We start from the raw sequence: 12,957 nt of genomic DNA on the forward strand, positions 1-12,957 counted from the left end.
CATGTCGAGGCGCAATCGGCAAAACAGGCGGCCAATTCGAGTCGGTTGACAGGATCATAGCCAAATACTAGAACAAATAAAGAACAAATCGCCCATAAAACGACCAAAACTGTTGTGGATTATGTGCGAGGCGGGGCGTATCGGCGGCATCAGGCCGCTAAGATGCGCGCTCTTGAAATTCCAAGCCGGGTCCATGGCCCGGTGAAACCACGGGAAAAGCAACATGGCTGGAAGCGTCAACAAGGTGATCTTGATCGGAAATGTCGGGGCAGACCCGGAAATCCGGCGCACGCAGGACGGCCGGCCGATCGCCAACCTGCGCATTGCAACGTCGGAGACCTGGCGCGACCGCAACAGCGGTGAGCGCAAGGAAAAGACCGAATGGCACACGGTCGTGGTCTTCAACGAAGGCCTCTGCAAGGTTGTCGAGCAATATGTGAAGAAGGGCGCCAAGCTCTACATCGAGGGCGCGCTGCAGACCCGCAAGTGGCAGGACCAGAACGGCAACGACCGTTACTCGACCGAAGTCGTGCTGCAGGGCTTCAACTCGACGCTGACCATGCTTGACGGCCGCGGCGAAGGCGGCGGCTCCGGTGTCAGCCGTGGCGGCGGCGGTGGAGCGGGTGACTTCGGCGGCGGCGGCAACTATGGCGGCGGCGGTTACGACGATTACGACCAGCCGCGCCAGTCCTCTGGCGGCGGTCGCTCGGGCGGTGGCCAGGGCGGTCAAGGCGGCCAGGGCGGCGGCTTCTCGCGCGACATGGACGACGATATTCCGTTCTGATCGCAAGCGGATCCTATTTACAGAAAAAACGCCACGTCCTCGGGACGTGGCGTTTTTCGTTTCCGGTCTTCTTCGACTGCATCGGGCGAAGGATGCGCCCAGCCATCCGACCTCAGGTCGTCATCGCGGATTTGACGCCGTCGACGACGAACTGCACCGCGAGTGCTGCCAGGATTACGCCGAGCAGTCGGGTGAGGATGGCGCGGCCGGTGACGCCGAGAAAGCGATCGACGCGTTCAGCGATGACCAGCGCCAGAAACAGGCTGAGCATCGACAGCGCGATGACGATCAGGAGCTGAGTGCGCTCGACAGCGGTCGGGAACGAGCCGGCAAGCAGGATCGTTGCCGAAATCGCGCCTGGCCCGGCAATGAGCGGCAGGGCCAGCGGGAAGACCGCGATGTTGTGAATGTGGTCCTTGACTGTCGCATTCTCGCCGGTCTTTTCCTTGCGCTCCTGGCGCTTCTCGAAAATCATCTCGAAGGCGATCCAGAAGAGCAGCAGGCCGCCGGCGATACGGAAGGCGCCGATCGAGATGCCGAGCAGGCCGAGGATGCTGTTTCCGAAGAGCGCAAAGGCCGCCAGGATGAAGAAGGCGATCAGCGAGCCACGGGTGGCCACCTGAAAGCGCTCCTGCCGGCTGAGGCCGACCGTGAGGCTCAGGAAGATCGGCGCGAGGCCAGGCGGATCGAGCGTGACGAGAAGCGTCGTCAGCGCATTGACCAGGAGGTCGACATTGAACATCCGTTTCCCCTTCCGGATTTTGCCCCGGGTTTTCCCGGTGGCATGTCTACATTGTTAGGCAAGCGGCCGGGCATTGGGAAGGGGCAGACAAACAAAGTCTCAGCAATGACTTAATCAGCAATCGCTGCGAGCGTAGAGGCTGGAAATCCGCGGCGAGTCGGGCTTTGACGGACAGGGTCTTCCGATTTCCGGCGCGATGCCCTAGAAAAGCCTGCTCCGGCGGCAAAAGACTGTTCACAACTGCTGTGCGGCTCATCGATCCCGATCGGGATAACTGGGTGAATCGTACAGCGAATCAAGGCATTACAAGGACATCTTCACAGTCCGGGGGGCAAGTGGCGCCAAAGGCCGCAAATTGGCGCTTCCGATGGCAATCCGCTATAAATATCCGACTGATTCTGAACAAAGATCGTGATCACCATTGACTGAGCAAAGCACCCCCGGCGGCGGAAAAACTCCGCCAGGCATCGAGCCGATTTCCATCATCGAGGAAATGCAGCGGTCCTATCTCGATTACGCGATGAGCGTTATCGTCAGCCGCGCGCTTCCCGACGTGCGTGACGGTCTGAAACCCGTGCACCGCCGCATCCTCTACGGGATGAGCGAGCTCGGCATCGACTGGAACAAGAAATACGTCAAATGCGCCCGTGTGACCGGGGACGTGATGGGTAAGTACCACCCGCACGGCAACGCCGCGATCTACGACGCGCTGGCGCGCATGGCGCAGGACTGGTCGCTCCGCCTGCCGCTGATCGACGGCCAGGGCAACTTCGGTTCGGTCGACGGCGACCCGCCGGCGGCCGAGCGCTACACCGAATGCCGCCTGCAGAAGGCCGCGCATTCGCTGCTCGACGATCTCGACAAGGAAACGGTCGACTTCCGCGACAACTATGACGGCACCCTGCAGGAGCCGGCGGTCGTTCCCGCGAAGTTCCCGAACCTGCTCGTCAACGGCGCCGGCGGTATTGCCGTCGGCATGGCGACGAACATTCCGCCGCACAACCTGGTCGAAGTCATCAACGGCTGCATGGCGCTGATCGACAATCCGGCGATCGAACTGCCGGAACTGATGGAAATCATCCCCGGCCCGGATTTCCCGACTGGCGCGCTGATCCTTGGCCGCTCGGGCATCCGCTCGGCCTATGAGACCGGCCGCGGCTCCGTCATCATGCGCGGCCGCGCCCATATCGAGCCGATGCGCGGCGACCGCGAGCAGATCATCATCACCGAGATCCCGTTCCAGGTGAACAAGGCGACGATGATCGAGAAGATGGCCGAGCTGGTCCGCGAGAAGCGTATCGAAGGCATCTCGGACCTGCGTGACGAATCGGACCGCCAGGGCTACCGCGTCGTCATCGAACTGAAGCGCGATGCCAATGCCGATGTCATCCTGAACCAGCTTTACCGCTACACGCCGCTGCAGACCTCGTTTGGCTGCAACATGGTGGCACTGAACGGCGGCAAGCCCGAGCACATGACGCTGCTCGACATGCTGCGTGCCTTTGTCTCGTTCCGCGAGGAAGTTGTTAGCCGGCGTACGAAGTACCTGCTGCGCAAGGCGCGCGACCGTGCCCATGTGCTCGTCGGTCTTGCCATCGCGGTTGCCAACATCGACGAAATCATCAAGCTCATCCGCCATGCGCCCGACCCGCAGACGGCGCGCGAGCAGTTGATGGAGCGCCGCTGGCCGGCCCATGACGTCGAGAGCCTCATCCGCCTCATCGACGACCCGCGCCACCGCATCAACGAGGACGGCACCTACAACCTCTCGGAAGAGCAGGCCCGCGCCATCCTCGACCTGCGCCTGCAGCGCCTGACAGCGCTCGGCCGCGACGAAATCGGCGACGAACTCAACAAGATCGGCGAGGAAATCAAGGATTACCTCGACATCCTGTCGTCGCGCCTGCGTATCATGAGCATCGTCAAGGACGAACTCGTCGCCATCCGCGACGAGTTCGGCACCCCGCGCCGGTCCGAGATCATGGAAGGCGGCCCCGACATGGACGATGAGGATCTCATCGCCCGTGAAGACATGGTCGTGACCGTCTCGCATCTCGGCTATATCAAACGCGTGCCGCTGACGACCTACCGCGCGCAGCGCCGTGGTGGCAAGGGCCGTTCGGGCATGGCGACCCGGGACGAGGATTTCGTTACCCGGCTATTCGTTGCCAATACCCATACGCCGGTTCTGTTCTTCTCCTCGCGTGGCATCGTCTACAAGGAGAAGGTCTGGCGCCTGCCGATAGGCACGCCGCAATCGCGCGGCAAGGCGCTGATCAACATGCTGCCGCTGGAACCCGGCGAACGCATCACGACAATCATGCCGCTGCCCGAGGATGAGGCAACCTGGGAAAACCTCGACGTCATGTTCTCGACGACCCGCGGCACGGTTCGCCGCAACAAGCTGTCGGACTTCGTTCAGGTCAACCGCAACGGAAAGATCGCGATGAAGCTCGAGGAAGAGGGCGACGAGATCCTTTCCGTCGACACCTGTACGGAGCATGACGACGTCATGCTGACGACAGCGCTCGGCCAGTGCATCCGCTTCCCGGTCGACGACGTGCGCGTCTTTGCCGGCCGCAACTCGATCGGCGTTCGTGGCATCAATCTCGGCGACGGCGACCGCATCATCTCGATGGCGATCCTTGGCCATGTCGAGGCCGAACCGTGGGAGCGTGCCGCCTATCTCAAGCGCGCTGCAGCGGAACGTCGGGCGACGAACGGCGACGAGGAAGAAATCGCTCTGGTCGGCGAGGAAGTCGCTGACGGCGGAGAACTGTCGAACGAACGCTTCGAGGAACTGAAGGCACGCGAACAGTTCGTGCTGACGGTCTCGGAGAAGGGCTTCGGCAAGCGCTCGTCGTCCTACGATTTCCGGACTTCGGGCCGTGGCGGCAAGGGCATCCGTGCCACCGACACGTCGAAGACGACGGAAATTGGCGTGCTCGTCGCGGCCTTCCCGATCGAAGACAACGACCAGATCATGCTTGTATCCGACGGTGGCCAATTGATCCGCGTGCCGATCAATGGCGTCCGGCTTGCGAGCCGCGCGACCAAGGGCGTTACCATCTTCTCGACCGCCAAGGACGAGAAGGTCGTTTCGGTCGAGCGCATCAGCGAACCGGAAAGCGACGAAGAGGAAGGCGAAGAGGCGGCCGTCGAGAACGGCGCAGCGGAAACGCCAGCCGAATCCGAGGATTAAGCGCTAGACTTGAAGTGCCAAGGAAACTGAAAGCCCGCCATTTTGGCGGGCTTTTTCGTGCGTAGGACTAGTATTGAGCAGCAGCGGGAGGTGTCTGAAAGTCAGATTTCGGTATTCGCGTCTGCATGCGCAGTGCCACGAATATAGGCCCGCAGTCCCGCGGCAAGTGCGTCGAACGTGACGCGACAGCGGGGAGCCGTCTTCAGGTTCTCATGCATCACCAGCCAGGTATCGAGCTTCATCTCGAACAAGCCGGGCAGCACTGGGAGCAGGTCGGGGTCGCGTGCCGCAAGTCCGCTCTGGCAGATTCCGACGCCGAAGCCGGCGCGGATTGCGGCCAATTGGGCAAGATTGCTGTCGGCCCTCAGCGCAAAGCGTGTGGCCGGCAGTTCGGGCGAGCGGGCGATGATCGCCCGGATCGCCGCAGTCTCTCGGTCGTAACCGATCAGGCTGTGATTGCTAAGGTCTGCCAGTGTCTGCGGCATGCCGCGTCGCTCAATGTAGCGGCGATGGGCGTGAAAGCCTAAGGGAACCGCGCCGAGATGTCGGGCGATTAGCGCATCCTGTGCGGGCGCCACCATGCGCACCGCGATATCGGCCTCCTGGCGCAAGAGGTCCTCGACCGTGTCCGAGGCGGAAAGCTCGATCGTCAATGCAGGATAGGCGGCGTGCAGTTCTGAAAGGATCGGCGGCAGGACCTCGATGCCGATGACTTCGCTAGCGCTGATACGCACAAGTGCCGCTGACCGTATCGCGCCGGCCCGACGCCGCGCGCAAGAGCGCAGCCGATGTCGCGGCGAGCGTCTCGGCATAGGGCTTGAGTGCCAGCGCGGCGTCGGTCGGCAACAGACCGTGCGGCGAGCGCACGAACAGCGGATAGCCGAGTGTCGCTTCCATGGCGTCCACGTGCCGGCCAACGGTCGGTTGCGTCAGGCCAAGCTCGCGGGCGGCGGCTGACAACGATCCCTCCTTAAGCACGGCGAGGAATGTTCGGTAGAAATCCCAGCTCAAATCCATCTTGCTCATGGATTTCAGTATAGCTACGCAAGATTTTTCGGCAATTCCGTTTAGCTCGTGAATGCGTGATCCTGCCTTCATCGAAACGGATGGAGTGTGACATGACCGAGATGCAGCAGAGAACAAGACGTGTGCTGGTGCTCGGCGCGACGGGCGGTATCGGCAGCGCCGTCGCCCGTGGGCTCCGCAGGCGCGGCTGGCAGGTGCGTGCCTTGAACCGAAACGCCGCGACGACGGCGCAGGCCGAGCCGGCGTTCGACTGGCGGCAAGGCGATGCCATGAACGCGGACGACGTTCGCACTGCTGCCGAAGGGGTGGATCTGATCGTGCACGCGGTCAATCCGTCGGGTTACCGCAATTGGGGCACCTTGGTGCTGCCGATGCTGGACAATACGATCGCCGCGGCCAAGTCCACCGGTGCACGCATCCTCTTACCGGGAACGATCTACAATTTCGGCCGCGACGCCTTTCCCGTCCTAACGGAGGACGCGCCGCAGAACCCGGATACCGACAAGGGTCTGATCCGCAGGGAGATGGAGCGCCGTCTGAAGGACGCTTCGGAGGCAGGTGTCGGCGTCATCATCGTGAGGGCAGGCGACTTCTTCGGTCCCGGTGCGGCCAATAACTGGTTTTCGCAAGGGCTGGTAAAGCCGGGCAGAGCGTTGGGCGCGATTTCCTACCCGGGCCGCGAGGGGATCGGCCACCAATGGGCCTATCTGCCCGATGTCGCCGAAACCATGATCCGCCTCGTCGAGCGCGCCGAGGACCTGCCGCCTTTCGCCGTTTACCACATGCGCGGCTTCCTCGACCGCAATGGAACCGAGATGATCGCGGCGATCCGCCGGGTTGTCGGCAAGCCGGCGCTTCCCGTCCGGGCCTTCCCGTGGTGGCTGATCGACTTGGCTTCGCCCTTCGTTCCGCTCTTCAGGGAGTTGCGCAAGATGCGCTATCTCTGGCGCGAACCGTTGAGAATGCCGAACGAGCGGCTGCTTGCCGTGCTCGGCGAAGAGCCGCACACGCCGATCGACGAGGCGGTTGCAACGACGCTCGTCGGACTTGGTTGCCTGAACGCCCCGCGGGCGCTTCCGCAAGGGATTGCCGCAGGCTAGCGCGCGCGCATGTCAGGATCAATTTCGGGCAGGCCTCGATAGCAGTCAGTTCCGGAAGACGAGGCAAGCGCCGCCGCTCTTGCGGATGGTGGCGCAAAGCTTGTTCGCGTCCGCCTGGGTCTCGCGGCCGATGCGTGCGGCGTAGCGGATTCGCAGGCCGAAGCTGGCATTGCGCTCGCGCAGGAGAAGCGCCTTCTCGCTGCGGATCGGCTCCGGCAGGCGCTTGACGGCGCTGACGAACAGTCGCTGCGCCACTGATTTCTGGAAATGCGCGGCAAGCTGTACGCCCCAGGGCGCCCATTCGGCTTCGTCGATCACCTCGATGTCGCGGAGGTTGCGGGTGCTGGCGAGCGCCACACAGCCGTCGATGAAGCTCTTGTTCTTGTCGAGCGTCAGGTCGAGGATCTTCGGCGGATTGTCGCGCCAGTCCTCGACGCTGTAGGCGGTGATCGCGAGCACGTAGTTGCGCGTTTCCGCCGGCAGCCAATCGACCTCGAGAAAACGCTCCAGCCCGTTCTCGCCGGCATTGTAGGCGGCAGCCGCATAGCCGAGATTGCCGTAGCGCGACTTCAGTTCGTTCAGATACTCTGCCGACTTGCCGAGCGCCTCGACGACATCGAAGCTGTTGTTGAGCCCTCGCATCTTCGCCGTTCCCGGCATGAATTGCGCGATGCCTTCGGCACCCTTGGGGCTGACGGCATTGGGCCGGAACAGGCTTTCGCGCCAGATGAGCCGGGCGAAGAAGGCCGCGGGCAGGTCGTTGACCGTCGCATAGTGGTCGATCACTCCGCAGATATCGCGGGCGAAGTTTTCCTTGCTGATGCAGAGCGACTTGGCGGAGTCGGTGGCCGACGGGCCGGAATAGACGCACTTGGGCTGCGCGGCGAAGTCGTCGATACGAGCCTCTGCCTCGGTCATGTTTAATGCAGGAATGCTGGCAGCCAACGCCAGTGCCGCTCTCGCGACACGTGCCCAGGCGCCCGATCTGACCTTCCGCCGAAGACCCACGTCAAAATATTTCCAGAAACAGTCCTTGAAGGTTCATAGCATCTCCCGCCGCCTCGACAAACGGCCATTGTCGAGGCGCCGCCGCGGGTTAGCGCGGCGAGCCCGTCGGAAGCACCAGTTGCATGAATGTCAGATCAAGCCAGCGGCCGAACTTCGTGCCGACCTCACGCAGCCGGCCGGTATCCTCGAAACCCAGTTGGGCATGAAGGCGGATCGAGGCTGCGTTCTCCGATTCGATGCCGGCGATCATCACATGTTTGCCAAGCCGTTCGGCCTCGGCGATCAACGCGACCATGAGTTTCCGGCCGATGCCGCCACCGCGCCGATCCTTGTGAACATAGACGGAGTGCTCGACCGTATGGCGATAGCCATCGAAGGCGCGCCAATCGCCGAAGGACGCATAGCCGATGACATCGCCTTCCTCGCAGACCGCCACCAGCACAGGATAGCCCACGTCCGTGCGCGCCTTCAGCCAGGCCACGCGATTGGCGACATCGACCAGGGTCTCGTTCCAGATCGCCGTCGTGTTCGCCACGGCGTCGTTGTAGATCTCGCAGATGACTGGCATATCGTCTTGGATGGCCGCCCGGATCAGCATGCTTGCTCCTCGCATTCGTTCACTATATGACTACGATATGAATACTAAAGTAGACAGTCTGGATCAACGGCTCAGTGAACGAATTCGTCTGGAAAGAGAGGCGCGCGGCTGGTCACTGAGCGAGCTTTCGGAGCGATCAGGCGTCTCGCGCGCAATGATCCACAAGGTAGAGCGCGGCGATAGCAGCCCGACGGCGACGCTGCTGGCAAAGCTCGCCGGCGCTTTCGGGCTCACCATGTCCACTCTGATCGCTCGTGCGGAGATGAGCCAGGGCAGGCTGTCGCGGCGCCAGGATCAGGCGGTGTGGCGCGATCCGCAGACCGGATATCTTCGGCGCCATGTCTCGCCGATGTCGGACCTGCCGCTCGAGCTTGTCGAGGTTGAACTTCCGGCCGGCGCCGAGGTGCCGATCCCGGCATCCGCCTATGCGCTCCATCGCCGGTGGATATGGGTGACTGCGGGGCGCCTGACCTTCGTGGAAGGGCTGGAGACCCATACGCTCGGCATCGGGGATTGCCTGGAACTCGGCCCGCCGGAGGATTGCGTCTTCCGCAATGTCGGCGGAGAGACCTGTATCTACGCCGTCGTCCTGTTGCGGACGGGTTGAGCCTAGATGCCGAGCTCGGCGATGGCGATTCGCGCCATCGTAAGGTCATTCTCGACGCCGGAATCGTCATTGTCTTCCAGGAACCAGGCTGCGGAAAGCCCGGCATAGGCAAGCACCCAGTTGAGAATGCGCTGCGGGTGAAGCCCGGTCTCCTTCGCGACGATCGGCAGATGCCGCTGCAGCCGGCCCGGAGCGGTGACCAGGGGCAGTTCTGGATTGCAGAACAGGTTGGCGTAGTCGTAGCCGCGATCGCCGAGGACGCGTTTCGGATCGATCGCCAGCCAGCCGCGGTCGCCAAAATCGAGGATGTTGGCGTGGTGGACGTCGGCATGCAGCACGACCGGCGGTTCGGGATCTGCAAACAGGCTTTTCGCCGCCTCGAGCGCGCGGGCAAAGAGACCGCCTTGAGCGGGAGCAGCCGTCTCCAGGGAAGCGAACCATTTGTCGAGTGGCACGAGATCGCCGGGAACCGGTGTCGAGCGCGGCGCATGGAGCTCGGCGACGGTGCGGCAGATGATGCGCGTCACTTCCTCGTCGCTTCCGGTCATCGCCATGTGGAAGAGGTTGCGCTGGCTGTCCGTGCGCTCCATCAGCACCGCGTCGCCATCGGCTTCATAGACCTTTGCAGCGCCATGCCCGTTCCAGTAGAGCAGGGGCAGGCGACCATACTTCTCTTCCGGGTCCTCGGCGACCTTGAGCATCGCCTGCTGGCCGCGATAGCGGACGGGGTAAAGACGGCTGGAGGGGGTTACGATGACGTCGCCGTCAGGATGCAATGACCATTTTTCTGAATATAGCGAAAACATAAGCTCTTCATTCCCAAAGACAAATGCCCCGCCGAAGAGGCGGAGCATTGCCATGTGGGAGTGTCAGGCGACCTGTTCAAGGGCCGGATAGTCGGTATAGCCCTTGGCGCCACCACCGTAGAAGGTTGCCTGATCCGGCGTGTTGAGCGGCGCATCGCGCTTCAACCGTTCGACGAGATCCGGGTTGGCGATGAACGGCTTGCCGAAAGCGACGAGGTCGGCTTCGCCGTCCTTGACCGTCTTTACCGCGAGTGCCCTGTCATAGCCATTATTGGTCATCCAGGCAGCCTTGCCGCCGGCAGCGACATAGGTCGAACGCAGGGCGTCGTAGTCGAATGGCTGGTCGCCCTGCTGGTGGTCGCGCGGGCCGCCGGTCGCGCCTTCAATGATGTGGATATAGGCGAGGGGGTAGCGGGCGAGGTTCTTGACCACATGGCCGAACACCTCCTGCGGTTGCGGATCAAAGGCATCGTTGGCGGGAGTGACGGGCGAAAGGCGGATACCGACCCGGCCGGCGCCGATTTCATTCGTCACGGCATCCATGACCTCGAACAGGAAGCGGGCGCGGTTTTCGATCGAACCGCCGTAGGTATCCGTGCGGTGGTTCGAACCCGAACGCAGGAACTGGTCGATGAGATAGCCGTTGGCCGCATGGATCTCGATGCCATCGAAGCCGGCGTCGATCGCGGCGCGCGCAGCCTTGCGATAGTCCTCGACGATCGCTTCGATCTCGGCGGTCTCCAGTGCATGCGGCTCGGAGGTTTCGGCAAAGGAGCCAGTACCGTCCGAATTGACCAGATAGGTCTTCGACTTAGCGCGAACGGCCGACGGTGCAACAGGCTTGCCGCCACCCGGCTGCAGAGAATCATGCGAAATGCGGCCGACATGCCACATCTGGACGACGATCCGGCCGCCCTTGGCGTGCACTGCGTCCGTCACCTTGCGCCAGCCTTCAAGCGCTTCCGGCGTATAGAGGCCCGGAACGTCGGCATAGCCCTGGCCCTGCTGGGTGATCGCCGTTCCCTCCGAGATCAGCAGGCCTGCCGTCGCGCGCTGCTCGTAGTAGGTCACATTCAGGGTGTTCGGAACGGCGCCCGGGGATCGGTTGCGGGTCAGCGGCGCCATCACGATGCGGTTTTTCAGCGCGATGTCACCAATGGTGATGGGGTCGAAAAGCGAGGCCATGGGAGGTCCTTTCAGGGGGGGCTGCTTGGGAGAAGGTGGTTGATTCAGAGATCGCCGATGCTCTCGAGGAAGGCGGCGATCGTCTCTTCATCGCGGCGGTAGAAGATCCATTGGCCAACCTTGCGGGTTGTCACGAGGCCGGCGCGCTGAAGCACAGCGAGATGCGAGGAAACGGTCGACTGCGACAGGCCGCAGCGTTCGAACTGGCCGGCACATACGCCGAGATCGAGCGGATGCTCTTGGGTCGGAAAATGGCGCTGCGGCTCCTTCAGCCAGGCGAGGATGTTCACCCGCACGGGATGGGCAAGCGCCTTGAGGATTTCGTCTCGGTCCATGGTATATCGCCATATCGTGTTTTAACGATAGATGTATCGCTAAAACACGATATTCAAATCACAAGACCGTGAGCGTGCTGCAGGCAAAAAAAGAGGGCCTCAAGAAAACTTGGGCCCTTGTAGTTGTGAAGGTAATAAGAACCTCCAGAGGGGAACAGCTAATGCGGTGGCGGGGAGGAGAAGCCACCAAGAATGCATCAGCTGCATTTTAATATGGGAAGCGAAGTATCGGCTTTCAATAGCCGGCTGTGATTTTCGTCACGTTTCGCCTGTATCTAACAGTAGACAAAAAAAGAGGGCCACAAGATGACTTGGGCCCTTATAAGTTGTGAAGGTAATTAAACCTCCAGAGGGGAACAGCTGCTGCGGTGGCACTGGGAGGAGAAGCCACCAAAGATGCATCAGCTGAGTTTGGTATGCTGCTTTTTTGGGCGCGCAACAATCATTTTCTGTGCATGACAGCCATGTCATGCGCGCATCCCTGCCTATTTCTGCGGCGAACAATAAAAATGCGCCGCACAATATAGACGGCGCATCCGTAATATCGATGTAAAAACAGATGGTTGGCGGCCTCTTGGGGAAATGCTCGGAAAATGAGCATTCGTCGAAGCGTCTTAAAAGTTCCAGTTGCGGGCCTTGGCGACGATGTAGTCGCGGAAGACCTTGAGCTTCGCGGCGTTCTTCATCTCGTCCGGATAGCAGAAATAGGTATCGAAGGACGGGATGTCGGCGCTGATCGGCAGCTGGATGAGGCCAGGATCGCGGCCGACGATATAGTCGGGCAGCATGGCGACGCCGATGCCGAGCAGGCAGGCGCGCTTGATCGAGGTCTGGCTGTTGATCTGCAGGTGCGACACGCGTGGATTGTCGGAATCGCGGCCGGCGATCTCGAGCCAGTTCACGTCGAGCAGATAGTTCGGCGCCGGCTCGCCGAATGTGATGATGCGGTGGTTGTCGAGGTCCTCGACCGACTGCGGCTCGCCATACTTGTTGATGTAGGAGGGGGCGGCGTAAACGTGCATGTGCACGGTGAAGAGCTTGCGCTGGATGAGGTCCGACTGCTGCGGCTGACGCAGGCGGATGGCACAGTCCGCGTGGCGCATGTTCACGTCCAGCTCCTCATTGTCGAGGATGAGCTGAACCTGCACGTCCGGGTGCAGCGACATGAACTCCTGGATCTTGTCGGTGAGCCAGCCCTGGCCGAGCCCGACCGTGGTGGTGATGCGCAGCTTGCCGCTCGGCTTGTCCGTGGTTTCGCTCAGTTGGACCTTGACACTCTCGAGCTTCATCAGCACTTCATGCGCGGTGCGATAGAGGATCTCGCCCTGTTCGGTGAGGATCAGGCCGCGCGCATGGCGGTGGAACAGCTTGATGCCGACATCCTGCTCCAGCGAACTCACCTGCCGGCTGATTGCGGACTGCGAAAGATGAAGCTTGTCTGCCGCATGGGTGAACGACCCAGCCTCGGCCGCCGCGTGAAAAATGCGCAGTTTGTCCCAGTCCAGCGACATGTAGTCCCCCATAAGAAACCACTCCGGAAGACGGGGTCCTGTCTTCCGGGCGT

At 61.9% G+C, this 12,957-nt stretch carries 11 protein-coding genes and 1 pseudogene; 4 read left to right on the plus strand and 8 right to left on the minus strand.

The window, feature by feature from the left end:
* Positions 1 to 223: 223 nt before the first annotated feature.
* Entirely contained in the window at positions 224 to 784 is a 561-nt protein-coding gene (locus tag FA04_RS07145; RefSeq protein ID WP_034791264.1) for a single-stranded DNA-binding protein, read from the plus strand.
* Between the two features lie 112 nt (positions 785 to 896).
* Here the strand turns inward: FA04_RS07145 and FA04_RS07150 are convergent, their stop codons facing one another.
* On the minus strand, positions 897 to 1,526 hold the full coding sequence (locus FA04_RS07150) for a MarC family protein (RefSeq protein ID WP_034791266.1): 630 nt from the start codon (positions 1,524 to 1,526) through the stop codon (positions 897 to 899).
* Between the two features lie 421 nt (positions 1,527 to 1,947).
* Here FA04_RS07150 and gyrA point away from each other — a divergent pair, with 421 nt between their 5' ends.
* Positions 1,948 to 4,728: a DNA gyrase subunit A gene (gyrA, locus tag FA04_RS07155; protein ID WP_034791267.1), complete on the plus strand. Its 2,781-nt coding sequence runs from the start codon at positions 1,948 to 1,950 to the stop codon at positions 4,726 to 4,728.
* 101 nt (positions 4,729 to 4,829) lie between these two features.
* On the opposite strand, the pseudogene FA04_RS07160 reads toward gyrA, so the two are convergent.
* A pseudogene (locus tag FA04_RS07160) lies at positions 4,830 to 5,745 on the minus strand (LysR family transcriptional regulator).
* 101 nt (positions 5,746 to 5,846) lie between these two features.
* Between FA04_RS07160 and FA04_RS07165 the strand changes: the two are divergent.
* The gene (locus tag FA04_RS07165) at positions 5,847 to 6,854 is read left to right on the plus strand and encodes an NAD-dependent epimerase/dehydratase family protein (RefSeq protein WP_034791269.1); all 1,008 of its coding nucleotides are present in this window, start codon (positions 5,847 to 5,849) and stop codon (positions 6,852 to 6,854) included.
* 45 nt (positions 6,855 to 6,899) lie between these two features.
* Here the strand turns inward: FA04_RS07165 and FA04_RS07170 are convergent, their stop codons facing one another.
* Both FA04_RS07170 and FA04_RS07175 read right to left on the minus strand, forming a co-directional pair.
* Complete coding sequence (locus FA04_RS07170) at positions 6,900 to 7,772, minus strand: lytic transglycosylase domain-containing protein (protein WP_082566343.1); 873 nt, start codon at positions 7,770 to 7,772, stop codon at positions 6,900 to 6,902.
* A 178-nt stretch (positions 7,773 to 7,950) separates the two neighbouring features.
* Entirely contained in the window at positions 7,951 to 8,460 is a 510-nt protein-coding gene (locus FA04_RS07175; RefSeq protein WP_034791281.1) for a GNAT family N-acetyltransferase, read from the minus strand.
* Between the two features lie 37 nt (positions 8,461 to 8,497).
* Between FA04_RS07175 and FA04_RS07180 the strand changes: the two genes are divergently transcribed.
* A complete protein-coding gene (locus FA04_RS07180; RefSeq protein ID WP_034791283.1) occupies positions 8,498 to 9,067 on the plus strand; it encodes a helix-turn-helix domain-containing protein in 570 nt (189 codons plus the stop codon).
* A 2-nt stretch (positions 9,068 to 9,069) separates the two neighbouring features.
* Here FA04_RS07180 and FA04_RS07185 read toward each other — a convergent pair whose 3' ends face one another.
* From FA04_RS07185 to FA04_RS07200, 4 genes are all read right to left on the minus strand, one after another.
* Positions 9,070 to 9,873, minus strand: coding sequence for an aminoglycoside phosphotransferase family protein (locus FA04_RS07185; RefSeq protein WP_034791415.1), 804 nt, complete (start codon positions 9,871 to 9,873; stop codon positions 9,070 to 9,072).
* Between the two features lie 63 nt (positions 9,874 to 9,936).
* Positions 9,937 to 11,058, minus strand: coding sequence for an alkene reductase (locus FA04_RS07190; RefSeq protein WP_034791286.1), 1,122 nt, complete (start codon positions 11,056 to 11,058; stop codon positions 9,937 to 9,939).
* 44 nt (positions 11,059 to 11,102) lie between these two features.
* A complete protein-coding gene (locus FA04_RS07195; protein WP_034791288.1) occupies positions 11,103 to 11,393 on the minus strand; it encodes an ArsR/SmtB family transcription factor in 291 nt (96 codons plus the stop codon).
* A gap of 614 nt (positions 11,394 to 12,007) precedes the next feature.
* Positions 12,008 to 12,904, minus strand: a complete 897-nt coding sequence (locus FA04_RS07200; RefSeq protein ID WP_034791460.1) for a LysR family transcriptional regulator VtlR — start codon at positions 12,902 to 12,904, stop codon at positions 12,008 to 12,010.
* Positions 12,905 to 12,957: the final 53 nt, after the last annotated feature.

It is taken from the genome of Ensifer adhaerens (assembly GCF_000697965.2).
Classification (GTDB): Bacteria; Pseudomonadota; Alphaproteobacteria; order Rhizobiales; family Rhizobiaceae; genus Ensifer; species Ensifer adhaerens.